Source organism: Labrys sp. E2SS-1L (genome assembly GCF_057073705.1).
This window is the reverse complement of sequence record NZ_CP172712.1, coordinates 4,301,465-4,325,504: the sequence shown is the minus strand read 5'-3', so window position 1 is coordinate 4,325,504 and position 24,040 is coordinate 4,301,465. Positions and strand designations below refer to the sequence as shown.

Genomic DNA, 24,040 nt, shown 5'->3' with positions numbered 1-24,040 from the left:
CAACAGTGTGGAAGTTGTCTCTTAGATACCACTTCCGGCCTTTTCAGGCGAAACATGAATGCCGCACTCGACCTTGGACTTGCCGCGCCAGCGGCCGGCCCGGGCATCCTCGCCCTCGGCGACGCGGCTGGTGCAAGGCATGCAGCCGATCGAGGGATAGCCGTCCGCCACCAGGGGATGCGGCGGCAAATCGTGGCGTTCGAGATAATCCGCCACATCCTTGGAGGTCCAGTCCGCCAGCGGATTGACCTTGATGCGCCCGGCATCGGCCTCGAAATATTGCAGGGCTGCACGGGTCGAAGCCTGATGGCGCTTGCGACCGGTGATCCAGGCCGAGAAGGACTCCAGCGCAGTGTCGAGCGGGTCGACCTTGCGGATCCAGCAGCACATGTCCGGATTGCTGTAGGCAAGCAGCCGATCGGGATCTTCCTGCTGTACCAGCACCTGGCGCGGCGAGGCCGTGCGCAGATCGGTAAGGCCGAGCCGGCGGGCGAGTTCGTTGCGATAGAGCAGGGTCTGGCTGAACAGCCGGCCGGTGTCGAGGAAGATCACCGGCGTGGCACGGTCGATTTCCGCCACCATGTGGAGGAGGGCGGCCGACTCGGCACCGAAGCTGGAGACCAGGGCAATGCCGCCCTTGTAGAGCGACAGTGCCGCGCGCAGCACCGTCTGTGCATCGGCATTGTGATACTGCGCCGCCAAAGCGAGCGCCTGTGCTTCCGGATCGATAGCCGGGCTGGCCAAACCAACGTTCACGGGAGCGGCCGAAAAATCAAGCACGCTGTCCATAGAGTGCCTCCTTGAAGGGCGGCAGGCCGACACGGCGCACCGCCTCCAGGAATGTTTCCTGAGGGGAGAGACGCAGGCCCAGATAGGTGTCGACCACCTTCTCGACAGCGTCGACGATGGCCTCGCTGCCGAAGCCGGGGCCGACCAGTTCACCGATCGAACAATCCTCGCGGGCCGAGCCGCCCAATGTGATCTGGTAGTTTTCCACGCCCTTGCGGTCGACGCCGAGAATGCCGATCGCCGCGACGTGATGATGACCGCAGGCATTGATGCAGCCGGAGATCTTGATCGGCAGGCTGCCGATCTCCGCCTGGCGTGCGGGCGAGCCGAAGCGCTCGGACAGGCCCTGCGCGATCGGAATGGCGCGGGCATTGGCGAGCGAACAGTAGTCCAGGCCCGGGCAGGCGATGATGTCGGTGATCAGTCCTTCATTGGCGGTGGCGAGGCCCGCTTCCTGCAGCACCGCGAACAGCGCCGGCAGGTCATCGAGCTTCACATGCGGCAGCACGAGGTTCTGCAGGTGGCTGATGCGGATCTCGCCCAGCGAATAGCGATCGGCGAGATCGGCCACCAGGTCCATCTGGTCGGAGGAGGCGTCGCCTGGAATGCCGCCGATCGGCTTCAGCGAGATGGTGGCGATGCCATAGCCCGGCTGCTTGTGGGCATGCACGTTTACCGACACCCAGTGGGCGAAATCGGCATTGCCGGCCTTTGCCTTGTCGAAGACCGGCGTCTCGCCGATCGTCTCGAACGGGCCTGCGAGGAAATATTGCTGCATCGCCGCCACCGAATCCGGCGTCAGCTTGAGCGCGCCGTCACGGATACGGTCGAACTCGGCTTCCACTTCCTCGCGGATCGGATCGAGGCCCTTCTCATGCACCAGGATCTTGATGCGCGCCTTGTACTTGTTGTCGCGGCGTCCCTCGAGATTGTACACGCGCATGATCGCCTCGGTGTAGGTGAGGAGATCTGCTTCAGGCAGGAAATCGCGCAAGGCCTTGCCGACCATGGGGGTGCGGCCCTGGCCACCGCCGACGAACACACGGAAGCCGACCTCGCCGGCCTCGTTGCGCACGATCTGGTAGCCGATGTCGTGGACCTTGACCGCGGCACGGTCTTCCTCGGCGCCGGTGATGGCGACCTTGAACTTGCGCGGCAGATAGGACAGCTCCGGATGGGCCGTCGACCACTGGCGCATGATTTCGGCATAGACGCGCGGATCGGCGACCTCGTCGGCAGCGGCGCCGGCGAAATGGTCGGCCGTGACGTTGCGCATGCAATTGCCGGAAGTCTGGATGGCATGCATCTCGACGTCAGCCAGGGCCTGCAGCACGTCCGGCACGTCCTTGAGGGCGATCCAGTTGAACTGCAGGTTCTGGCGGGTGGTGAAATGGCCGTAATGACGGTCCCAGCGGCGGCCGATGGTCGCGAGCGTGCGCAACTGCTTGGAGGAAAGCGTGCCATAGGGCACGGCAATCCGAAGCATATAGGCATGCAGCTGGAGATAGACGCCGTTCATCAGCCGAAGGGATTTGAACTCCTCTTCGGTGATGTCGCCCTTGATGCGGCGCTGCACTTGGTCGCGAAACTCAGCGACGCGCGCATTCACGAAGGCGTGGTCGAACTCGTCATAACGGTAGAGGGCACCCATTATTCGGCAGCCTCGGCGAGTTCGGTCTTGGGCAGGTAGGCGATGGTCGGGCCGAGCGCCCGGATGGCCTCGCGCAGCTTGGCGGGACGGGGCTTCTCGCCGCTGACGTCGAGCTCGACGGCATAGATCTCGACCACGTCCTGCTCATTGGCAGCGGCGGTGACGCTGGCAAGGATCGCATTGGCGGTGGCCTGATCGGGTTCGATGGCGCTGTCGGCCACGTCGAGCGACCAGTTGCCGTTGGGGGTGCGGAACACCACACGCCCATCCTTGAGGCGGTTGGCTGTGATAGCGAGCGGCATGACGAAAAACCCCTGATTGGAATTCGTCCACGATATCGGTTCTCGCGCGCAATTTGTCAAATAGATTTCAATACATACAAATAATGTAATTAGAGCTCGTTATGAAAATTCGATATATCGATCAATGTGATGGCTAAAAAGGCATGCATCCTGGGCAACGCTGATCGGCGGTCATGCAACCTTGCGACGATAGGAATAACGGCTGATTTCTGTAGAAAAGGCGAGTGAGCGGTAGAGAGACCGGCCGGCATCGTTGCCGGCCACCACGGGCAGGCAGGCCCCTTTCGCACCCTGATCGTCGCGAGCCCAGGCGAGCAGGGCGCTGACGGCATTGTGGGCATGGCCCTGGCGCCGGAAGGTGGGATCCGTCGCCACCGCGTTGATACAGACGATACCGTCATGCACAGCGCCGAAGGCCAGCGCCGCGGGGCTGCCGTCACTGGCCGGCGACATGGCATATCCGGTCGGCAAGGCGACCGCGCCGAACAGGGCGCGGGCATGGGCGGCGGTCGCAGCGGAGAATTTCTGAAGGCGGGCATGAGCCCCGAACCAGGCATCGTCGAGGTTGGGCCGCACGAAGGCCGCACCGCGCTCGCCTTGGGACGGTGCAGCATCGAGGTCGCGGTAGAGCACGCAAGTCTCGTCTTCGCCCGGGCCGTATCCGGCCTCGTCCAAGGCGCTGCCGATATCCTGCGATGAGACACTCGACAGGCGAAAGATGGTCGGCAGGCCGTGATGGCTGTAAAATGCTTCAGCCGAACGTATCTGCTCGCTTGGCTGCCGCGTGCCGGGCCAGAGCAGGCTGATGGAGTTGGCCCGCCTGGTATGCCCATGTGAGAAGCGCAGCAGCCAGCCGTCTAGCCATATCGTCTTCAGGGCCGGCCAGCCGTTCAGGCACGCCTCTTCAACGCGCCGGGCGAGAACGTCCTCGTTGTCTGCCATGCTTACACTCTACCTGTCTGCCGAGCCCTGCCAACCCGCCATGTAGACCGCCGGCGAGGCGTTTGTCTTCAGGCTCGGCTACTCATCCTTTTGTAGCCCAGGCTTGACCGGTTGGTCGACTTGAGCTTTGCGGCTGGCTGCCTCTACAAGGCTGGCTATCCTGCACGTGTCGTCGGTAATGGACTGTCGAAAAGCCATTCCCGACGACACGTGCCGATGGCGCCCCGCGGCGCCCATGGTGTCTTGCGAGAGGGCGGGTTCGCCGATTATCGCGAGACGCCCCGGCCAATCCGGTGGATTGGCTTGGAAACAAGGAACTGGGGCAGACGAGCGTTCAGTCGCGAACGCGCTTTGCTCCAGTGCATTGACGTTTATCGGAGCTTGCCATGTTGCGTCTGGATCCCCGCCATACCGCCCTCGTGATGATCGATCTGCAGAATTGGATCGTCGGCCGGCCGGTGGCACCGCATTCGGGCGGGGATGTCATCGAGCGATCTTTGCGTATCGGCAAGGCGCTGCGCAAAGCGGGCGGCACGGTCATCCTGGTGCGTGTGGCTTTTTCCGATGGCTATGGGGACGTGGTGAAGGTTCCCGTGGATGCGCCCTTGATCCTCCCCGAGGACAAGATGCCTCCCGAGGCAGTTGCCTTCGACGCGAGGATCAACCCGTCCAAGGCCGATGTGGTGATCACCAAGCGCCAGTGGAGCGCCTTTCACGGCACGGAACTGGATCTGCAATTGCGCCGCCGTGGCATCGATACCGTCATCATCAGCGGTATCGCCACCAATTTCGGCGTCGAGGCGACGGCACGCGATGCCTTTGCCAATAATTATGCCGCGATCGTGGCCGAGGATGCCACCAGCAGCATGACGGCGGAGATGCATCGCTTCTCGATCGATCACGTCCTGCCGCGCGTTGCCCGCATCCGGTCGAGTGCGGTGATCATCGACGCCCTCAAGGAAGCCATGAAGGATTGAGTGGTCAGGTAGTCTGGTTGCGGCGCCGCACTCTGGCCGGTCAAAGTTCTCGCGCACCGGCAAGGCGCGACGTCAGCTCGACCGCCAGACGATCGGCCGCCTCCGGATCGGTGACATCCATCAAGGGAATGTCGTGCCGAATCGCAGCTTCGATGAAGGCCTCGTTTTCGCGGACGGATCGCTCCGCAAATTTGTCGATGGCGGTTTTCAGCCGGCCGTCCCGTCGAGAATAGTGGCTTTCTCGGGCAATGCGCTCCCGCAGAACTTGCGGCTCGACGTGAAGACAGACAGCCACGGCCTCGCCGATTCCCCAGTCGGGAACATACTCCGGCCGGAGGGCAGCGCCTTCAAGGATGAAGCCGCTGCCTGCCTCGCACAGCGCCTTTATCCTGCCCTGAATGATCGGCCGCATATTCTCGTGGTGGACCCGGAGAAACCAGTGAATGGCATCGTCCGTCAGGCGGAGATAGAACTCCGTGACCGGCTCGGGCACACCCGTCCAGGGCCGACCCGGATGGCGTCCCAACTGGTCGGTCGAGACCACGGGCCAGCCGGCGGCGCGGCCGATGCGAGCGGCACAGGTCGATTTGCCGACATGCGAGGTGCCGAGCAGAAGCAAGGCGGACGGTCTTGTCGTCATGGATCCGCTGTCACGTTTGATGGAGGCGATATCTTTATCTCGGGTCCGGCTGTCCTGCCTCCCTCGATATCGAGAAGTGACGGGCGGGCGAACTGCTCGACGATAAAATCCAGGAAAACCCGGACCTTGGGCACGAGATGGCGCTTGGAGGGATAGATGGCGAATATTGCCGTTTCCACCCCGGACCAGTCCGCCAGCGCCTGCTGCAGGCGGCCGGTGCGCAGGTCTTCCTCCACATAGGTGCGGGGAATGAGACTGAGGCCGAAGCCGGCCAGCAGCGCCTCGCGCACCGCCACGCTCGATGTCACCTTGTAGCGCCCCTTGATCGGCACGCCGACGATTTCCTCATTCTTGGCGAAGCTCCAATGATTGACGTGGCCCGACAGGCTGAATTGCACGCAATTGTGCCGGCGCAGATCGTCCGGCACCGACGGCAGGCCCGCTCGCGCGAAATAGGAGGGGGACGCGCAGATGATATGGGGAACGGCCATCAGCTTGCGGGCGACCAGGCTGGAATCCTCCAGCACGTCGCTGCCGCGAATGGCGACGTCATAGCCTTCCCTGATGATGTCGATGCGGCGGTCATCCAGGTTGAGATCCAGCGACAGGCCGGGATTGGCCTCGAGGAAGGCGGGCAGGGCCGGCGTGAGATGCCGAAGAGCCATGGTCATGGGAGCACTGACACGCAGGAGGCCGGTCGGTGCCAGCATGAGCGCGCCGATGGAGGCGCCGGCATCGTCGATATCGTCGAGAATCTGGCGCACCCGCTCGTAATAGAGCGAACCTGCCTCGGTGAGGCTCATGCGGCGGGTGGTGCGGTTGAACAGGCGCACCGAAAGCTGGGCCTCGAGCTCGCCGATATTCTTGCTGATGGCTGCCGGCGACAGGCCGAGGGCACGAGCCGCCTCGGCAAAGCTGCCGCGCTCGACCGCCTGGCGAAAAGCCTTGAAAGCCGTCAGCTGATCCATCTATTGAACACCATTGGTAGTTAATATCGTAATCTCATGGCATATTATCACGTGATGGTGAGCATATAAATTCACTGCATCGATCGCCGCATGCGATCCCCATTCCGTGATGCAGGTACGCCATGACCTTTCTTGCCAGGATCCCCGTTGCCGAGGCCTCGCTGATCGAGGCTCATTGGAAATCCACCATCGAAAGCCGGGTTTCGGCCAATCATTTCGATCCTTCGCATGTCCTGTCGGACGCCGAAATCGGTGAATTGGTGCGGCTGGCGACTCTGGCGCCCTCTGCCTACAATCTGCAGAACTGGCGCTTCATCGTGGTGCGCGAGAGGCCAGCCAAGGAACGCCTGCGCGCAGCCGCCTATGGCCAGGCCAAGGTGAGCGAGGCGGCCGTCACCTTCATCGTCTGCGGCACATTGGCGGGGAGCGTCGATCTCGGCGCAAGGCTGCGTCCGTCGGTCGAGGCGGGTCTGATGCCTGCTGCCATGGCGGAGGGCTGGGTGGAGGCCGTCCGCCGGCAGTTCACCGGCAACGCCCAGGCCGAACGCGACGAGGCGATCCGTTCCGCCAGCCTGGCAGCGGCCATGCTGATCCTGGCCGCTTCGGCTTCCGGTCTCGCCTCGGGGCCGATGACGGGCTTCGATGCCGAGGCGGTCAGGGCGGCGTTCGGCCTCCAGCCGGACGAGGTTCCGGTGATGCTGGTTGCCGTCGGCCGGGCCGCTGACGGCAACGGGCCACAGAAGCCGAGGCGTCCCCTGGAAGAAGTGATGGTGCTGTCATGAGCAATCTCAGCCAGGCCTCCTCGGGCGGCATCATGGGCTATGGCCGTTCTTTCGACGTGCTGCTCACGGCCATCGCGCCAACTGTGTGGGGCAGTACCTATATCGTCACCAGCAGCTTCTGCCTCAGGGCTATCCCATTACCGTGGCGATGCTGAGGGCGCTTCCCGCTGGCCTGCTGCTGATGATGCTGGTCCGGCAATTGCCGGCAGGGCATTGGTGGTGGCGGGTCGTGGTCCTGGGTGCCCTGAATATCGCCTTCTTCCTGACCATGCTGTTCATCGCGGCCTATCGCCTGCCGGGCGGTGTGGCAGCGACCATCGGCGCCATCCAGCCCCTGATCGTGATTTTTCTGACACGCGCCGTGCTGGGCACGCCGGTGCGCTTGGCAGCGATCGCGGCAGCTCTGGCCGGTCTTGCCGGGGTCGCCTTGCTGCTCATCGCGCCCAGGAGCGTGGTGCTGGATCCTATCGGCATCATTGCGGGCCTGGCCGGAGCGGTCTCCCTGGCGCTGGGCACGGTGATGAGCCGGCGCTGGCAACCGCCTGTCTCGACCCTGACCTTCACCGCCTGGCAGCTCACGGCGGGAGGCGTCCTGCTGATACCGGTGGCATTGTGGCTCGAGCCGCCTCTGCCGGCGCTCGGCCTGCAGAACGTGGCGGGCTTTGCCTATCTCACCCTGATCGGCGCGGCGCTGACTTACATGCTCTGGTTTCGCGGCATCGCCCGGCTCGGACCTTCGGCCGTGGCTTCCCTGAGCTTCCTCAGTCCGCTGACGGCCGTGGTGCTGGGCTGGGGCCTGCTCGGCCAGTCACTCACCCTGCTGCAACTTTTCGGCATGGCCGTGGTGGTTGGCAGCGTTTGGCTGAGCCAGATGGTCCAGGCCGGACCTGCGAGGACATGACGGAGTAGCCCTGCAGTATACGGATGTATTCAGTAGCGAAATGGCGGCCGGTGGCCGCCATTTGCCGTCTGCAGATCCGTTGGCGCGACGCGCCGATCAGGCCGGCACGGGCGCATCCTCGCGCAGCAGGCCTTCGCTCTTGAGGTCGTCCCAGAGCGCCGCGGGGATCTCGGCGCCCATGATCTCGGCGTTGCGGGTGACTTCCTGGGGCGACTGGCCGCCGGGGATGACGGAAACCACCTGGGGATGGCCGAGCGGGAATTTCAGCGCGGCCTCGACCAGCTTGACGTGATGGGCAGCGCAGACCTGCTCGATCCGGGCGACCCGGTCGAGGATCGCGGGAGGCGCCGGATCGTAATTGTAGAAGGCGCCCGGGCGCGGGCCCGTTGCCAGGATGCCGGAATTATAGGGGCCACCGAGCACGATGCCGATCTTCTTCTCCACGCAATAGGGCAGGAAGCTGGTGAGGGCATCCTGTTCGAGCAGGGTATAGCGGCCGGCGAGCAGGAAGACGTCGAAATCGCCGGCGCGAGCCAGGGTCTCGGCCACCTGCCATTCGTTGATGCCGGCGCCGATCGCCTTGACCGTACCTTCGCTGCGCAACTGCTCGAGCGCGCGATAGCCGCCCTCCATCAGCTCCTTGATGCGCTGGTCGGAAGCCTCCTTCGAGCCGTGGGTGAAGATGTCGACGTCGTGGGCAAGCAGCACGTCGATGGTGTCGATGCCGAGGCGCTCGAGCGAGAATTCCACCGAACGCATCACCCCATCATAGGAATAGTCGTAGATCTGCTGGCGCGAAGGCGTGTCGAAGAACTTGCCGATGCCGGTGCGCTGATCCGGCGGCACAACCTTGAGCAGGCGTCCGATCTTGGTGGAGAGGACATAGTCCTCGCGCTTGCGCCGGCGCAGCAGGGGATTGAGCCGCGTTTCGGCGAGGCCGAGGCCGTAGAGCGGCGCGGTGTCGAAATAGCGGATGCCGGCATCCCAGGCGGCATTGACGGTGAGCGCGGCGACGTCCTCGTCGAGGGCCCGGTAGAGATTGCCGAGCGGAGCGGTGCCGAAGCCCAGCTCGGTGAAAGGGATCACCGCGCCGGAACGGCTGGTATGCTTGCGGATGGCGAATTTGCTGTCGGGCGATTTACTTGTCATGGCCTCTCTCTTCACAGATCTTCGAACAGGGTGGGATTTTCAGCGGCAAAGGCCACCAGTTCCGTGATGACGGAATCGAGATGCGCCTCCATGGCGCTGGCCGCGGCATCGGCGTCACCGGCACGCAGGGCCGTGACGATGGCCTGATGGTCGACCAAAGTAAGGGCTATGTGCCGGGGCGAGGAGAGCAGGCGGCGGACGCGATCGAGATTGGCGCGGGCCGCCTCGACGGCTGCCTTGACGCGGGCAAAGCCGAGCGCGTCGAGCAGGGTGAGGTGGAATTCGAGGTCGAGCAGATGGAAGCCGCGGCGGTCACCGGCCTCGGCAGCCGCCTGCTGGTAGCGCAGATTGCGCTCGAGGCTTTGGAGCAGCGCATCTTTGTCATTCCCGGCGAGCGGGGCACGAGCTTTGCTCGTGGCCGCGAGGGAAGGGGATCCAAGGGCGCAGGTGATCTCTTTTGGCCCCTGGATCCCCTTCCCGAGGCCTTCGGCTTCGCCGGGGATGACATGACCCACAGGCGTTGCCCGATACCCCAGCGCGAGCGTACGCACTGCCTGCGACTCCAGCGCGCGGCGGATGAACATGCTCTGGCGCACTTCGGCGAGGCGGATACGCGAGACTCGGGTGCCGCGCTGCGGCAGGATCTCCACCAAGCCCTCGCTTTGCAGGCGGGCCAAGGCTTCGGAGACCGGAAAACGCGACACGCCAAGCCTTTCGCAGATGGCAAGCTTGTCGATGTCTTCCCCCGGCGCGAGTTCGAAGCCGATGATGGCTTCCCGCAGAACCGCCAGCACGCGTTCCGTCGTGCCGCCGCGGCCCGTAAGGCCGAGCGGCTCGAGGAAGGCATAAGAGGCTTTGACGGCAACGTCTGGCATGCTAACATGTTAGCAATGCCCATTGGCTTTGCCTAGAGCAAAGCGCGGTTTCTCCGAACCGCACTTTTTCTCTAGCTCTTTGTTTTGACGCGTCTTTGCGATTCTGGGTGACTCCGTCAAATCGCAAAACGCTACAGCTCCTTTCAACTGGATGTCGTCATGCAGATCGTTCCCGAAACCGCCCGGACCTTGCGCCTCAATGCCAAGGACAATGTGCTCGTCGCCATCGATGTGATCGAGCCCGGAGCAGTGGTGGAAAACGTCGCGGCGCTGCAGCGCGTGCCCAAGGGGCACAAGATCGCCGTCGCGCCGATCGGCGAGGGCGAGCCGATCGTCAAGTTCGGCCAGATCATCGGCTTCGCCTCGCAGGCGATTGTGCCGGGCTCCCATGTCCATTCGCATAATTGCGAGTTCCATGCCTTCGAGCGTGACTATGCCTTCGCCGAGGATGCCCGGCAGGAAGCGATCCTGCCGCTCGATCAGCAGGCGACCTTCCAGGGCTATCGCCGCCCCAACGGCAAGGCCGGCACGCGCAATTATGTCGCCATCCTCACCAGCGTGAACTGTTCGGCCTCGGTGGCACGCTTCATGGCGGATGCCTTCAACCAGTCCGGCATGCTGGCCGACTATCCCAACATCGACGGCGTGGTGCCCTTCGTACACGGAACAGGCTGCGGCATGGCCGACAAGGGCGAGGGCTTCGAGATCATGAAGCGCACGCAATGGGGCTATGCCTCCAACCCCAACATCGCTGCCGTGCTGCTGGTGGGCCTGGGCTGCGAAGTCTTCCAGATCGGCCGCATGAAGAGCGAATATGGCATCGTCGAGGGCGACCATTTCCAGACCATGACGATCCAGGACACCGGGGGCACGCGCAAGACCATCGAGCAGGGCATGGAGCGCATCAAGGCGATGCTGCCGCTGGCCAACCAGGCCAGGCGCGAGACGATCCCTGCGTCCGAACTGATCCTGGCGCTGCAATGCGGGGGCTCGGACGGCTATTCCGGTATTTCCGCCAATCCCGCCCTCGGTGCTGCCGCCGACCGCCTGGTGCATCATGGCGGCACGGCCATCCTGTCCGAGACGCCGGAGATCTATGGCGCCGAGCACCTGCTCACCCGCCGCGCCGCCAGCCGCGAGGTCGGCGAGAAGCTGGTCGAGCGCATCAAGTGGTGGGAAGAGTATACGGCCAAGAACAACGGCTCGATGGACAATAATCCGTCCCCCGGCAACAAGGCCGGCGGCCTGACCACCATTCTGGAAAAGTCGCTTGGCGCCGCGGCCAAGGGCGGCACGACGACACTGACCGCCGTCTATGAATATGCCGAGCCGGTGAAGGAGAAGGGCTTCGTCTTCATGGACACGCCCGGCTATGATCCGGTGTCTGCCACCGGGCAGGTTGCGGGTGGCGCCAACGTCCTGTGCTTCACCACCGGCCGCGGCTCGGCCTATGGCTGCAAGCCGACGCCGTCGATCAAGCTCGCCACCAATTCCGACATCTATCGCCGCATGCAGGACGACATGGACATCAATTGCGGCGATGTGCTGGAGGGCATCTCGATCGAGGAGAAGGGCAAGGAGATCTTCGACAAGATCCTGGCCGTCGCCTCGGGCGAAAAGTCGAAGTCGGAAGAACTCGGCTACGGCTCCAACGAGTTCGTGCCTTGGCAGGTCGGCGCGACGATGTGATTTTCGGATCGGGCGGGATTGCACGTGGCTTGTCATTGCCGGGCTCGACCCGGCAATCCAGTGCCTCAGGCTTGCATCTGGTAGCCTCTGGATACCCGGGCCAAGCCCGGGTATGACAAATTCCGCGCCGTTCTCCGCTTAAAGACATCTGCCATGCCTTTCATCGCCCATAATGGTCATCGTACCTTTTACCGGACGGTCGGTTCCGGCCCGCTTGTCGTACTGCTGCACGGGCACCTGCTCGGTTCGCAATGCTGGCTCGATGGCGGCTTTGCCGAGGTGTTCACCCGTGACCACACGGTGGCCTTGATCGACGCACTCGGCCACGGCCAGAGCGACAAGCCGGCAAATCCTGCAGCCTATCGCCTGAAGGAACAGGCGGGCAGGGTCGTCGCCGTCATGGATGCGCTCGGCTTCGAGACAGCCGATGTCATCGGCCACTCGATGGGGGCCTGGACGGGGGCCGGCATCGCACGGCAATTCCCTCATCGGCTGCGATCCCTGACGCTCGGTGGCTGGGACCCGGTCAAGGGTGTTGCCGCCGCCTTTCCGCCCGGCTTCGAGGGACCGCTGCATTTCGACCAGGTACTCGAACTGGCGCAGGCGATGGTGCCTGATCTGGTCTCGTGGGTGAGGCCCGAGGATGAACCGGGTTTGCGGGCGAGCTGGGATGCGCTCGCCGAGTTGGACGGGTTGGCGCAGACGCTGGCGTCGATCCGGATACCATTGCTGCTTTGGTGCGGCAGGGGTGACATTCGGGGCAGCCACATGCAGGCCTTCGCCGATCGCCACGGCTTCGAGATGATCTGGACCGCCGGAAACCATAACAGCGTCGTCTATGAACACGCTCCCGAAGGGGCTCGCGCAATTCGCGCCAGGCTCGATATCGGGGTACGTGGTGAGGGTGGGAGCGAGCCGACGCCGGGGGGTGCTTCAGGCGCGATACGCGCCTGAAGGGAACAGCCCCGCCTTATCGGGCTTGATCTTGATGTTGTCGAAGACCTGTCACTGCGCCGGCGGGATCGCGCAGTCGTCGGAATCCTGTTCACCGGATTGCTTGCCGCAGTTCAGATAAGCCCGGAAATCCTTGACGCGGCTCTGTGTCAGGCCGGCGGCGCAGGTGTTGAAGTTCATCGGGTTGATGCTGCCGCCGGCCGAGCGTACCGTCGACAGGGTGCATTCGGAATCGCGAAACGCGACCCATTTCTTCTGGGCATCGATGAGCAGCTTCTTGGTGTCGTCGTCGCCCTTCAGGCGCGCTTCCATCTGCCTGTAGAGCTTGTTCAGATTATCATCGACCGCTTTGAGATCCTTTGCGGAGCAATCCGTGAGCTCTGCCTGGCTCTGAGCCTTCTTGTAGCAGGCATCATCGGCCTGGGCGGCCGAAAGCGGAATGAAAGCCGCAAGTCCTAGGATGGTCGCAAGCCGCGCAGTGCGTTGGCGCATCGTCTGTCTCCTGCAATTGGCGGCGTAAAACTCGCTCATCGATGCACTTTTTTCAATGCCGTTCATTGCTAAAAACTTGAGAGCCTGCCTCTTTTTCTTTCTCTCTTCTGTCATAGGAGCCTGGCACGGGGGCGACTCCGCGATCACGTCTCACGCTTTTCCGGTACGGCCAGAAAGGCCAGCAAAGCGAGCGCTGCGATGATGGCGGCCGCGAAGAAGGGCGCGCCGGGCAGTTCGATCACCGCCTCCTTGCCGGCGAACACGCCGAAAAGCTGGGTCGCCATGGCCGGGCTCAGAATGGCGGTGATGCCCATCAGGCCGGAGATCGCGCCCTGCAACTCGCCCTGCGCATCGTCGTCGACCTGATGGGACATCATCGCGTTGATGGCAGGCATGGCAATGCCGGCGAGGCTTGAAAAGCCCAGCAGCGCGTAGATCATCCAGCCCCTGTTGGCCAGGCCATAGGCGACCAGCACCACCGCCTCGAGCGCCAGGCAGATCGCGGCGGTGCGCCATTCGCCGAGATGCCGGATGATGGCGCCGACCAGGCCGCCCTGCACGATGCCGGTGATCACGCCGAAGGCAGCCAGCGACAGGCCGACATCAAACTCGCTCCAGCCATAGCGGTAGATCGTGTAGTAGGCCCAGATGGCCGGGTAGACATTGTTGGCCAGGAAATGCAGGAACAGCACCAGGCCGGCACCGAGCAGGAAGGGATGGTGGCGGAAGGCGATCAGGGTGCCGAGCGGGTTGGCGCGGGACAGCGCGAAGGGGCGGCGCTTTTCGGGCGGCAATGTCTCCGGCAGCACGAAATAACCATAGACGAGATTGGCAAGCGACAGGGCTGCCGCAGCGAAGAAGGGGGCACGCGGGCCCAGCCCGGCCAGCAGTCCGCCCAGCGCGGGACCCAGTGCGAAGCCGACACCGAAGGCCGCGCCGATCATGCCGAAGGCCTTGGCGCGCTCCTGGGGCCTGGTGATGTCGGCGATGAAGGCATTCGCCGCGCTGTAGGACGCTCCGCAAATGCCGGCGATCAGCCGTCCGAGGAAGAGCCAGGCGATGGTCGGGGCGAAGGCGGTCAGCAGATAGTCGATGCCGAGGCCCCCGATGGAAAGCAGCAGCACTGGCCGCCGCCCATACGCATCGGAAAGATTGCCGAGGATCGGGCCGAACAGGAACTGCATGGCCGAATAGGCCACGAACAGCCAGCCGCCGATCACCGAAGCCCGGGCAATGTCGACATGGGCGACCCCCTCGATCAGGCGTGGCAGCACGGGAATGATGATGCCAAGGCCGATCATGTCGATCAGCACCGTGATCAGCACGAAGGTGAGGGCGTGGGGGCTGGTCCGGGTTTCGATCGTCTTGGCTTGGCTCATGATGACGCCTATCTCAGCGAGAGCCGCAATTCGGTTTCGCCGGTTGCGACCGAACACGCGGGGAAATCCAAATGCGGCTGTCGTACTCGGCTGTTCCGCCGCATCGTGGAATCGGCAGGGACCCGATCAAGTCGGAACTGACCTTCTACCCGTCGGTGGGCAAACCGCGCAATCGCCGGGGTCGATCGGCCGGGTGTTGGTTCCTACTTGGCGCAACCGCGCAACAATCGTAGAGAGGGCGCGATTGCATCTGTCTGCCCGCTGCGGCGGGGCAAGAGCGTTTTGTGATTTGGCGGAATCGCCAAGGATGGCAAAGACGCTCTGGCCAATCCGTCGGATTGGCTTGGAAACAAAGATCTAGAGCAAAAAGACGTTTCCGTTTAAACGCCCTTTGCGCTTGGAACGAGGGAATAGAGGATGTCGACGGATTGGAGCGGAGATCTGACCACGGTGATTCCGCCGGATCACCCGCTGCGCGGGCGCGTGGTGCCGCCGGGCTCCAAGTCGATCACCAACCGAGCCCTGCTGGTGGCGGCGCTGGCCAAGGGAACCAGCCGCCTGACCGGGGCGCTCAAGAGCGACGACACCCGCTACATGGCCGTGGCGCTGCAGGCCATGGGGGTCACCGTCGAGGAGCCCGATGCAACCAGTTTCACCGTCACGAGCTCCGGCCGTCTGACCAAGCCGGCAGCGCCCCTTTTCCTCGGCAATGCCGGGACGGCCACCCGCTTCCTCGCCGCCGCGGCAGCCCTGGTCGACGGCGATGTCGTGGTGGATGGCGATGCCCATATGCGCAAGCGCCCGATCGCGCCGCTGGTCACGGCCCTCGGTACCCTCGGCATCGCGGCGGAGGCGCCGACAGGCTGCCCGCCGGTCACCGTACATGGCAAGGGCAGTTTCGGGGCGGGGCGGGTCGAGATCGACGCGGGACTGTCGAGCCAATATGTGTCCGCCCTGCTGATGGCCGCCGCCTGCGGCAAGGAGCCGGTCGACATCGTGCTGGCGGGCGGCAAGGAAGGCGAGGAGATCGGCGCCCGTGGCTATATCGACCTGACACTGGCCACCATGCGGGCTTTCGGGGCGGAGATCGAGCGGCCTGATGCCCGGACCTGGCGCGTGTCGCCGACGGGCTATCGCGCCACCGACTATCTGATCGAGCCGGACGCCTCCGCCGCGACCTATCTGTGGGCCGCCGAGGTGTTGACGGGGGGCGCCATCGACCTTGGCGTGCCTGCCGAAGCCTTTACCCAGCCTGACGCCAAGGCCCATGCGCTGATCGCGGCCTACCCGCATCTGCCGCCGGTGATCGACGGCTCGCAGATGCAGGATGCCGTGCCGACGCTGGCCGTTCTGGCCGCCTTCAACCAGACGCCGGTGCGCTTCACCGGCATCGCCAATCTGCGCGTCAAGGAATGCGACCGGGTGGCCGCGCTGGCCGACGGCCTGACCCGCATCCGTCCCAATCTCGCCCGCGAGGAGGGCGACGACCTCATCGTCGCCTCCGATCCTGGGCTCGCGGGCCAGACATTGCCTGCCTCGATCGACAGCTATGCCGATCATCGCATTGCCATGAGCTTCGCCCTGGCGGGGCTGAAGATCCACGGCATTTCCATCCAGGATCCGGGCTGTGTCGCCAAGACCTATCCCGGCTACTGGCAGGCGCTGGCCTCGCTCGGGGTGCAATTGGAGGAAGGCCGCGCGTGAAAGCAGGCTGAAGCGGGGGCAATGGCGTGACGATGACGACTTCCCCCGTGCTCAAGCCCGCCATCGTCTGGTTTCGCGACGATCTTCGCCTGCGCGACAATCCTGCCTTGCATGCCGCCTGCCAGACCGGCGTTCCCGTGATCTGCCTCTATATCCATGAACCAACGGGCGAAGGACGGCGGCCTGGAGGCGCGGCTCTCTGGTGGCTGCACGGCTCGCTTGCGGCGCTGGATGCGGACCTTCGTGCAAGAGGCGGACAGTTGCACGTCCTCGCCGGCACAGCCGGCGAGGTTTTGAAAACGGCTGTAGACAAGATCAATGCCGGCGCCGTCTACTGGAACAGGCGCTATGATCCGGCCGGTCGGGACATCGATACGCAGATCAAAGCGGGCCTGCGGGCTCGCGGCGTCGACGCGCATAGCTTCAATGGTTCGCTCCTGAGCGAACCCTGGACGATTTCCTCTCAATCGGGTGAACCCTATCGCGTCTTCGGGGCCTTTTGGCGGGCTTTCCAACAAAGAGCCGTCGAACCGCCCTTGCCGGCACCGCCCGCATGCGCCTTTGCACCGCTTCCGGAAGAGGCTGCCCAGCACTTCAGCTATCCAACCGGTCTCGAGCCCGATCCCCAGCGCCCCGATTGGGCCGTGGCGATGCGCGCCGACTGGACGCGCGGCGAGGCGGCGGGCCTCGCCTGCCTCCAGGACTTTCTCGACGAGGATCTCGCCGGCTATGCCGACAATCGCGATCGTCTCGACGCCAGGACGACGTCGCGGCTTTCGCCCTATCTGCACGCCGGCAATGTATCCGCGCGGCAACTTTGGCATGCCCTGTCGGCCCGGCAGCATCGTGGCATGGCGGCCGGCGATCGCGATGCCGAGAAGTTCCGGTCGGAACTCGGTTGGCGGGAGTTTTCCTATTCCCTTCTCTACCACTGTCCGTCCTTGCATGAGCGCAATCTGCAGCCGGATTTCGACGCGATGCCCTGGCGTCGGGGCCACGAGGATCTCGGCGCCTGGAAAAAGGGCATGACCGGCTATCCCGTCGTCGACGCCGCCATGCGCCAGTTGTGGGCAACCGGGTGGATGCACAACCGTGCCCGCATGATCGTGGCCTCCTTCCTGGTCAAGCATCTGCTGATCGACTGGCGGGAGGGGGAGCGCTGGTTCTGGGAAACTCTGGTCGATGCCGATCCGGCCAACAATCCGGCGAGCTGGCAATGGGTCGCCGGGTCGGGCGCCGATGCCGCGCCCTATTTCCGCATTTTCAATCCCGTGACCCAGGGCGAGAAGTTCGATCCTGACGGTACCTTCGTGAAGAGGTGGCTGCCGGAACTCGGGCGCCTCGCCGCTCCCTTCATCCATCGGCCCTGGACGGCCTCGTCCACGCAGCTCGCCGCCGCCGGCATTCGCCTCGGCAAGACCTATCCCTTTCCGATCGTCGATCACAAGATCGCTCGCGAAAGGGCGTTGGCGGCATGGCGCTCGCTGCGCAGCTAGGGCTTGTATGACCGAAGCCGGAACCACGATCTGCAGCGACGTCGCAGCCCCTACCGCGACCGCGTTCTTGCCGCTAGGTTGAGGCCGCTGAGTCTGAGGGGGGAGCCATGACGGAGTTGAACAGCGCGGTCGCCTTGGCCGAGGCGATCAGGAACGGCAAGGCATCCGCGCTCGAAGCCGTCGAAGCGAGCCTGGCGCGATCGACCCTGGCGCAGCCGAGGATCAATTGCTTCACCGAGATCTATGCCGATGAGGCACGCGAGCAGGCCGCCCGCATCGATGCTCTGCCCCTAGCCGAACGGGCGGCACTGGCCCTGTGCGGCGTGCCTGTTGGTATCAAGGATTTCACGCCGATCGCCGGCAAGCTGACGACCTTCGGCTCGAAGGTGTTCCGCGACCATGTCGCCGAGCACGATCCGGTGATCGTGCGCCGGCTGAAGGCGGCCGGTGCCGTGATCGTCGGCCATACCACCACGCCGGAATTCGCCTATTCCGGCAATACCCAGAGCCCGCTGTGGGGCATCACCCGCAATCCCTGGAATACCGAACTCAGTGCAGGCGGCTCGTCCGGCGGCTCGGGGGCGGCGGTCGCCGCCGGCTGCGTGATGCTGGCCGAAGGCACCGACATGGGCGGCTCGGTGCGCATTCCCGCTTCTCTGTGCGGCGTAGTCGGGCTGAAGCCGAGCTTCGGCCGCATTCCGATGGATATCCTGCGCACGCAATATGACACGCTCGCCCATTTCGGACCGCTGGCGCGTTGCGTCGACGATGCCGCCCTGTTCCTCGCCGTCAGCGAGGGGCCGGATGACGCGGATGCCCTGTCGCTGCCTGCCCTGCCGCCGGTTTTTCCCGTCGCATCGACGCCGGCCCGGCCGCGTCTTGCCGTGTCGCTCGATCTCGACACCCATGCGATCTCGGATGAGGTCGCCGACCTCTTTCATCGCCTGATCGACGATCTTTCCCGGTCCGGTGCCGAGATCACCTGGGTGAAGACGCCGTTCAGCGTGCAGTCGGTCCTCGATTGGGAGGATCTGTGGGCCTATTGCTTTGCGGGCGATGTCGGCTATCTCCTCGAACAGCATCGCGGCGACCTCGATCCGAACGTGGTCGCGCTGATCGAGGCCGGTCGCAAGCTCGATGCCGTCAAGCTGCGGGCCATCGAGCACCGGCGTACCGCTCTGTGGCGGGCCTTTGCCGATGTGCTCAAGGGGTACGATGCCCTGCTGTGCCCCACCACCTGCACGACTGCACCTTTTGCCGATCCGGCCCGGCGCGAGCGTGACGAAATCCTGCCCGACGGTCGTTTCAAGTCTGTCGACATGACAGGCCATTTCAACCTGACCAGTTCATGCCCCGTCATTTCCGTGCCGATGGGTCTCGGCGCCAGCGGCATGCCGGCCGGCGTGCAGATCGTCGGTCATCGCCATGACGATCGCGGCGTGCTGGCGCTGGCCAAATGGGTCGAGGGGCTCAGGCCTCCGGCTTTCCCGTCCGCCGCCTGACACGTTCCAGAACACATCCTTCAAGAAAGCCCTGCAAGCCATCATGTGGACACCTCTGTCGGACCTTCCCGCCCACAATCCGCCCAAGCCGCTGCATGGCGTGCGCGTGCTCGAACTCGCCCGCATCCTGGCGGGGCCCTGGGCCGGACAGCTGCTCGCCGATCTCGGTGCCGAGGTCATCAAGGTGGAGCGGCCGGGGCAGGGCGACGATACCAGGACCTGGGGACCTCCCTTCATCACCACGGAGGATGGCGAGAACCTGGGCGCTGCCTATTTCCATTCCTGCAATCGCGGCAAGCGCTCGGTCGCCCTCAATTTCGAGACGGCTGAAGGGGCCGATCAGGTCCGGGCGCTCGTGCGCGAGGCCGATGTCGTGCTCGAGAATTTCAAGGTCGGGGGCCTGAAGAAATACGGCCTCGACCATGAAAGCCTGAAGGCGATCAATCCCCGTGTGGTGACCTGTTCGGTCACGGGATTTGGACAGGATGGTCCATATGCCGCCAGGGCGGGTTATGACTTCATGATCCAGGGCATGGGCGGCATCATGGACCTGACGGGCGATCCGAACGGGGAACCGCAGAAGATCGGCGTCGCCTTCGCGGATGTCTTCACGGGAGTCTATGCCGTGGTCGGCGTGCAGGCGGCTTTGCGCCGCCGCGAGATGACGGGGCTGGGCGGGCATGTCGACATGTCGCTGTTCGACGTGCAGCTCGCGGTGCTTGCCAACCAGGCGATGAACTATCTCGCTTCCGGCAAGAGCCCCACGCGCATGGGCAATGCCCATCCCAATATCGTGCCCTATCAGGTCTTTCCCGCCAGCGACGGGCACATCATCATCGCCTGCGGCAATGACAGCCAGTTCGTCAAGCTTTGCGGCGTGCTCAATATCCAGGATATCGCCGCTCATCCCGATTATCTCACCAACAAGGACCGGGTGCGCAACCGCGATACCCTGGCGGCCCTGATCGCCGGATTGACCGGGCGGCGGACGAGGGAGGATCTGCTGACGTCTCTGGAAAAGGTCGGCGTGCCGGCCGGACCTATCAATTCGGTCGCCGACGCCCTGCACGATCCCCAGGCTACCCATCGCGGCATGATCGTCGACCTGCCGCATCCCGGCGTGAAGGGCGGCTCCATTCCGTCCGTACGCACGCCCATCCTGATCGACGGTGAGCCGATGGTGGCGCGGACGGCGAGCCCGGACCTGCCGAAGGCGTGAGGCCCCTTCTGGGATCGCAGGCGTCCTCGCCTGCCTCTTTTTTCCATAGAAGGAACGCTGCCAAGAGCAGGCGGAGACGCCTGCGATCCCAGAAAAAAGGCCGCCATGCGGCGGCCTTCCTTCATGTCATTGACCGAAATTACTTCCGGTCCTCGTTCGTGTCTTCAGGCGTAGACCTTGAAGCGATCATTGTCGTTCATGAAGCTCTTCTCGGGGAAGGGCTGCTCGTTGGAGCCGAAGGGCATCTGGGCGCGCAGCTTCCAGGACTTGGGCACATGCCATTCCTTCTGCACGGCCTCGTCGACCAGCGGGGCATAGTGCTGCAGGCTGGCACCGATGCCGTGCTCGGCCAGGGCCGTCCACACGGCGAACTGCGCCATGCCGCCCGACTGTTCCGACCAGATGGGGAAATTGTCAGCATAGAGCGGGAATTTGTCCTGCAGGCTCTTCACCACGTCCTGATCCTCGAAGAACAGCACGGTGCCGGCGCCGGCGGCGAAAGCATCCATCTTGCCTTCGGTCGAGGCGAAGCTGTCGGCGGGCACGATCTTGCGCAGGATTTCCTTGGTCAGGTGCCAGAACTTGTCGCTCTGCTTGCCGAACAGGATCACGGCGCGCGAACTCTGCGAATTGAAGGAGGACGGGACATGCTTGATCACGTCCTGGATCAATCTGCTGATCTCTTCCTCGCTCTTGGGCAGCGTCTTGCCCAGGGCATATTGCGTGCGGCGGGTCTTGATATGATCGATAAAGGTCTTGGACATGAGGAGTCTTCTCTATCTGTGTGACGTCGAGGAGGGCCGTCGCTTGCGGCACTTCTTATCGCAGCCCTCCATGCCTCGAATGTGACGGGATGGAAATCTGGATAATTTCGATGGTTAGATGCGAAAAGGTTGAGATGTCGTAGCGCTTCGGTCGGTTTTGCCAAAAGGCCAGACGGATCTTTTCGATCCGTCTGGCAGTTGGCGACGCAAGGCCGGGCTGGCCCGGCCTTCCTCCTCAGGCGGTCGCAACGTTTTTCCGGTTGAGGGCGGCGTCGACGCTGAGGCTGCCGGCACCGAAGGCCACGACCTGGAGCAGGCCGCCTGCCATGGCGATGTTCTTGAAGAAATGGATGAACTGGTTCTGGTCGCCCAGATTGTTATGAAAGAAGGCGGCGGCGGCGACGGAGAACACCGCCATGGCGAGGGCGACGAGGCGGGTCTGGTAGCCGACGATCAGCAGGATGCCGCCGACAAGCTCGACCAGGATCGCGAGGATGACGCCGAGATAGGGAAGCGGCAGACCGGCAGCCGCGATATAGCCGGCAGTGGCGGCCGGAGCCGTCAGCTTGCCGAAGCCGCTGAGAAGAAAGATCGCCGCGATCAGCACGCGGCCGAGCAGGGGGGTGTAGCGAACGTCTGAGGACATGGCAGTTTCTCTTTTTGGTTGAGGGCGGTGAGCGGCTTCGTCCGCTCAGGCCTTGATGTCGGTAAAGTGCGCGCTTTCCAGCGCCTTGGCCAACGCATCCGTGGCACCCGAGGGGGCGAGGGCCACGATATGGATTCTCGGCAGCGGCTGAGACTGCTCCTTGAGGAGCAGGGACGCCAAAGCCGGGTTGGCTTTTCGGCCGAGGATGCGATCGAACAGGGTGGTGATGAACATGGCGAGCACCTCATCTGAACTTGATGCCGTTATCTCAAAGATTGATGTTCAAGAAAATATGGATAATATAGACAATTAGGTTCGAGGAAGTTGATATGTCTGATCCGCGCCCCACGCTTGACCAGCTTCAGGTCTTCCTTGCCATCGTCGAGGCCGGCAGCTTCGCCGGCGCGGCCCGTCAGCTCGGGCGCGCGACCTCGGTGGTGAGCTACACCATCGCCAATCTGGAAGCTCAGCTCGGGCTGGAGCTTTTCGATCGCGATTCCACCCGCAAGCCCCAACTCACCGAGGCCGGCAAGGCCATGCTGGCCGAAGCGCGTGTGGTGGCGCGGGGCGTGGGCAGCCTGATCGCCAAGGCCAAGGGTCTGACCTCGGGGCTGGAGGCGGAGGTCACGCTGACGGTCGACGTCATGCTGCCGCCCTGCGCCCTGGTACGGGTACTGAACGCCTTCCAGGCGGAATTTCCCACCGTGTCGTTGCGACTGCATGTCGAGGCGCTCGGCGCCGTCACGCAGCATGTGCTCGACGGCATCGCCGATCTCGGCGTGGGCGGGCCCCTGTCGCGCGACATCATCGGCATCGAGCGGCGGGGCATCGGCTCCATCCGACTCATCCCCGTGGCTGCTCCTTCCCATCCCCTGGCCAGCCTCGGTAGCGAGGAGGCCGATGTCCGGGCGCAGGAACATGTACAACTCGTGCTGACGGACCGTTCCAAATTCACCGAAGGACAGGAATTCGGCGTGCTCAGCTCGAAGACGTGGCGCATCGCCGATCTCGGCGCCAAATTCATGCTGCTGCGCTCCGGCATCGGCTGGGGCAGCATGCCCGAGGACATGGTGAACGACGATATCGCCGCAGGCCGGCTGGTGCGCCTGGCGATGACAGGCTGGGATCGCAATCTCTATCCCCTGCAGAGCATCCGGCGCACGGATACGGCGCTCGGCCCCGCTGCGAGCTGGCTGCTTGCCAGGCTGAAGGCGGCGCTGGACGAGACCGGCGAGGCGCTTGCCGCTGCGCGCAGCGCGGCATAGGCGTCGCCAGGAAGCTGGGCAGGCAAGGGCACCGGGTGCGCGGATGAAGGCGGCCTATCGCTGTGTCGTCCCCTTCATCGGCACCACTGTGACCTTGGTTCCATAGTTGTTCAGCGCTTCCAGATATTCGGGCTTGATGCCGTCATCGGTGATCAGTTCGTCGATGGCGGAGAGCTCGCAGAAGGTCGAGAAGGACGGTGCCGAGAATTTCGAGCTGTCGACCACCACGATGGTGCGACGGGATGATTGGATCATCTTGCGCTTGAGCGAAGCGACTTCGAGGGCGGCATCGGTGAGGACATTGCCGCTGACGGCATAGGCACCGGTGACGCAGACATCGGCGTGCACGGTGTTGAAAAAGCTCTCGCCCGGCTCGCCCCAGAGCGAACGCCAGCCGCCGGGCCGGATGGTGCCGCCCGGCATGATCACCCTCCAACTCGGTACGTCGGAACTGACCTGCGCGATCTCCAGGCTGTTGGTAACCACGGTGAGGGAAAGGTCACGCAGGGCCGCGGCCCGTACCACTTCCATCACGGTGGAACTGGCTTCGAAGATCACGCTCTCGCGATTGTTGATGCGCAGGGCCGCTTCGGCGCCGATGGCGATCTTCTGGGCGCGCTGCATATGCGCATTGATCTGCGATTCACGTTCGAAGGTCGCTTGCAGCGGCGGCACCAGCAATGCGCCGCCATGGGTGCGTTCGAGATAGCCGCCTTCCATCAGATGTTCGAGATCGCGGCGAATGGTCGATTGCGACCCGCCGATCGAGTCGGCCAGTTCCTGGATGGAGGCCGCCCCATTGATGCGCAGATGCTCCAGAATGAGCGCCCGCCTTTTGGCGGGGATGATCTCGACGCGTTTGGTGGGGGCTTCCATATAAGGCGGACTCCTTTGAGCATGCAGATCATCGACGCGGCCCCGAGATGCACAGACCCTCGGTGCCGTCAGACGATA

The 24,040-nt window shown here is 64.0% G+C and carries 23 protein-coding genes and 1 pseudogene; 10 read left to right on the top strand and 14 right to left on the bottom strand.

Features of this window, described 5'->3' with window-relative positions; genetic code table 11:
• Window positions 1-21: 21 nt before the first annotated feature.
• The 4 genes from ACIGJE_RS20200 to ACIGJE_RS20185 form a co-directional block, all read right to left on the bottom strand.
• Entirely contained in the window at window positions 22-789 is a 768-nt protein-coding gene (locus ACIGJE_RS20200; protein ID WP_415082425.1) for a phosphoadenylyl-sulfate reductase, read from the bottom strand.
• Window positions 773-2,440 carry a nitrite/sulfite reductase gene (locus tag ACIGJE_RS20195; protein ID WP_415082423.1) on the bottom strand — a complete coding sequence of 556 codons (1,668 nt, stop codon included), beginning with the start codon at window positions 2,438-2,440 and terminating at the stop codon, window positions 773-775. The genes ACIGJE_RS20200 and ACIGJE_RS20195 overlap by 17 nt, the downstream gene beginning before the upstream one ends.
• A complete protein-coding gene (locus ACIGJE_RS20190) occupies window positions 2,440-2,742 on the bottom strand; it encodes a DUF2849 domain-containing protein (protein WP_068289934.1) in 303 nt (100 codons plus the stop codon). Before ACIGJE_RS20190 ends, ACIGJE_RS20195 begins: the two co-directional genes overlap by 1 nt.
• A gap of 171 nt (window positions 2,743-2,913) precedes the next feature.
• Window positions 2,914-3,684: a GNAT family N-acetyltransferase gene (locus ACIGJE_RS20185; RefSeq protein ID WP_394308219.1), complete on the bottom strand. Its 771-nt coding sequence runs from the start codon at window positions 3,682-3,684 to the stop codon at window positions 2,914-2,916.
• A gap of 386 nt (window positions 3,685-4,070) precedes the next feature.
• Here ACIGJE_RS20185 and ACIGJE_RS20180 point away from each other — a divergent pair, with 386 nt between their 5' ends.
• The gene (locus ACIGJE_RS20180; RefSeq protein ID WP_311935304.1) at window positions 4,071-4,661 is read left to right on the top strand and encodes a hydrolase; all 591 of its coding nucleotides are present in this window, start codon (window positions 4,071-4,073) and stop codon (window positions 4,659-4,661) included.
• A gap of 40 nt (window positions 4,662-4,701) precedes the next feature.
• On the opposite strand, the gene ACIGJE_RS20175 is transcribed toward ACIGJE_RS20180, so the two are convergent.
• Together ACIGJE_RS20175 and ACIGJE_RS20170 are read right to left on the bottom strand one after the other, a co-directional pair.
• Window positions 4,702-5,301: a hypothetical protein gene (locus ACIGJE_RS20175; RefSeq protein WP_367623131.1), complete on the bottom strand. Its 600-nt coding sequence runs from the start codon at window positions 5,299-5,301 to the stop codon at window positions 4,702-4,704.
• The gene (locus ACIGJE_RS20170) at window positions 5,298-6,269 is read right to left on the bottom strand and encodes a LysR family transcriptional regulator (RefSeq protein WP_483678599.1); all 972 of its coding nucleotides are present in this window, start codon (window positions 6,267-6,269) and stop codon (window positions 5,298-5,300) included. The genes ACIGJE_RS20175 and ACIGJE_RS20170 overlap by 4 nt, the downstream gene beginning before the upstream one ends.
• A gap of 122 nt (window positions 6,270-6,391) precedes the next feature.
• Between ACIGJE_RS20170 and ACIGJE_RS20165 the strand changes: the two genes are divergently transcribed.
• Complete coding sequence (locus ACIGJE_RS20165) at window positions 6,392-7,051, top strand: nitroreductase family protein (protein WP_483678597.1); 660 nt, start codon at window positions 6,392-6,394, stop codon at window positions 7,049-7,051.
• A 32-nt stretch (window positions 7,052-7,083) separates the two neighbouring features.
• Window positions 7,084-7,952, top strand: a pseudogene (locus ACIGJE_RS20160) (EamA family transporter).
• A gap of 96 nt (window positions 7,953-8,048) precedes the next feature.
• On the opposite strand, the gene ACIGJE_RS20155 reads toward ACIGJE_RS20160, so the two are convergent.
• Together ACIGJE_RS20155 and ACIGJE_RS20150 are read right to left on the bottom strand one after the other, a co-directional pair.
• Window positions 8,049-9,101, bottom strand: a complete 1,053-nt coding sequence (locus ACIGJE_RS20155; RefSeq protein WP_483678596.1) for an aldo/keto reductase — start codon at window positions 9,099-9,101, stop codon at window positions 8,049-8,051.
• 11 nt (window positions 9,102-9,112) lie between these two features.
• A complete protein-coding gene (locus ACIGJE_RS20150) occupies window positions 9,113-9,976 on the bottom strand; it encodes a GntR family transcriptional regulator (protein WP_311935291.1) in 864 nt (287 codons plus the stop codon).
• Window positions 9,977-10,135: 159 nt separating this feature from the next.
• On the opposite strand from ACIGJE_RS20150, the gene ACIGJE_RS20145 reads away from it, so the two are divergent.
• Complete coding sequence (locus tag ACIGJE_RS20145) at window positions 10,136-11,665, top strand: UxaA family hydrolase (RefSeq protein ID WP_483678595.1); 1,530 nt, start codon at window positions 10,136-10,138, stop codon at window positions 11,663-11,665.
• 153 nt (window positions 11,666-11,818) lie between these two features.
• Window positions 11,819-12,619 carry an alpha/beta fold hydrolase gene (locus ACIGJE_RS20140; protein WP_483678593.1) on the top strand — a complete coding sequence of 267 codons (801 nt, stop codon included), beginning with the start codon at window positions 11,819-11,821 and terminating at the stop codon, window positions 12,617-12,619.
• Window positions 12,620-12,670: 51 nt separating this feature from the next.
• On the opposite strand, the gene ACIGJE_RS20135 is transcribed toward ACIGJE_RS20140, so the two are convergent.
• Together ACIGJE_RS20135 and ACIGJE_RS20130 are read right to left on the bottom strand one after the other, a co-directional pair.
• Window positions 12,671-13,177 carry a lysozyme inhibitor LprI family protein gene (locus ACIGJE_RS20135; protein WP_483678592.1) on the bottom strand — a complete coding sequence of 169 codons (507 nt, stop codon included), beginning with the start codon at window positions 13,175-13,177 and terminating at the stop codon, window positions 12,671-12,673.
• A gap of 77 nt (window positions 13,178-13,254) precedes the next feature.
• Window positions 13,255-14,490, bottom strand: coding sequence for a TCR/Tet family MFS transporter (locus ACIGJE_RS20130; RefSeq protein WP_483678591.1), 1,236 nt, complete (start codon window positions 14,488-14,490; stop codon window positions 13,255-13,257).
• Between the two features lie 417 nt (window positions 14,491-14,907).
• On the opposite strand from ACIGJE_RS20130, the gene aroA reads away from it, so the two are divergent.
• The 4 genes from aroA (at window position 14,908) to ACIGJE_RS20110 (ending at window position 20,411) form a co-directional block, all read left to right on the top strand.
• A complete protein-coding gene (aroA, locus tag ACIGJE_RS20125) occupies window positions 14,908-16,194 on the top strand; it encodes a 3-phosphoshikimate 1-carboxyvinyltransferase (RefSeq protein ID WP_483678589.1) in 1,287 nt (428 codons plus the stop codon).
• Window positions 16,195-16,226: 32 nt separating this feature from the next.
• Complete coding sequence (locus ACIGJE_RS20120) at window positions 16,227-17,690, top strand: cryptochrome/photolyase family protein (RefSeq protein WP_483678588.1); 1,464 nt, start codon at window positions 16,227-16,229, stop codon at window positions 17,688-17,690.
• Window positions 17,691-17,797: 107 nt separating this feature from the next.
• The gene (locus ACIGJE_RS20115; RefSeq protein ID WP_415082403.1) at window positions 17,798-19,192 is read left to right on the top strand and encodes an amidase; all 1,395 of its coding nucleotides are present in this window, start codon (window positions 17,798-17,800) and stop codon (window positions 19,190-19,192) included.
• A 43-nt stretch (window positions 19,193-19,235) separates the two neighbouring features.
• On the top strand, window positions 19,236-20,411 hold the full coding sequence (locus tag ACIGJE_RS20110; protein WP_483678585.1) for a CaiB/BaiF CoA transferase family protein: 1,176 nt from the start codon (window positions 19,236-19,238) through the stop codon (window positions 20,409-20,411).
• 164 nt (window positions 20,412-20,575) lie between these two features.
• Here ACIGJE_RS20110 and ACIGJE_RS20105 read toward each other — a convergent pair whose 3' ends face one another.
• From ACIGJE_RS20105 to ACIGJE_RS20095, 3 genes are all read right to left on the bottom strand, one after another.
• A complete protein-coding gene (locus ACIGJE_RS20105; RefSeq protein WP_367623118.1) occupies window positions 20,576-21,175 on the bottom strand; it encodes a nitroreductase family protein in 600 nt (199 codons plus the stop codon).
• Between the two features lie 235 nt (window positions 21,176-21,410).
• The gene (locus tag ACIGJE_RS20100) at window positions 21,411-21,821 is read right to left on the bottom strand and encodes a DoxX family protein (RefSeq protein WP_311935273.1); all 411 of its coding nucleotides are present in this window, start codon (window positions 21,819-21,821) and stop codon (window positions 21,411-21,413) included.
• A 45-nt stretch (window positions 21,822-21,866) separates the two neighbouring features.
• Window positions 21,867-22,055, bottom strand: a complete 189-nt coding sequence (locus ACIGJE_RS20095; protein ID WP_311935272.1) for a hypothetical protein — start codon at window positions 22,053-22,055, stop codon at window positions 21,867-21,869.
• Window positions 22,056-22,150: 95 nt separating this feature from the next.
• On the opposite strand from ACIGJE_RS20095, the gene ACIGJE_RS20090 reads away from it, so the two are divergent.
• On the top strand, window positions 22,151-23,086 hold the full coding sequence (locus ACIGJE_RS20090) for a LysR family transcriptional regulator (protein WP_311935270.1): 936 nt from the start codon (window positions 22,151-22,153) through the stop codon (window positions 23,084-23,086).
• Between the two features lie 54 nt (window positions 23,087-23,140).
• On the opposite strand, the gene ACIGJE_RS20085 is transcribed toward ACIGJE_RS20090, so the two are convergent.
• Complete coding sequence (locus ACIGJE_RS20085) at window positions 23,141-23,962, bottom strand: DeoR/GlpR family DNA-binding transcription regulator (protein WP_311935268.1); 822 nt, start codon at window positions 23,960-23,962, stop codon at window positions 23,141-23,143.
• Between the last annotated feature and the right edge of the window lie 78 nt (window positions 23,963-24,040).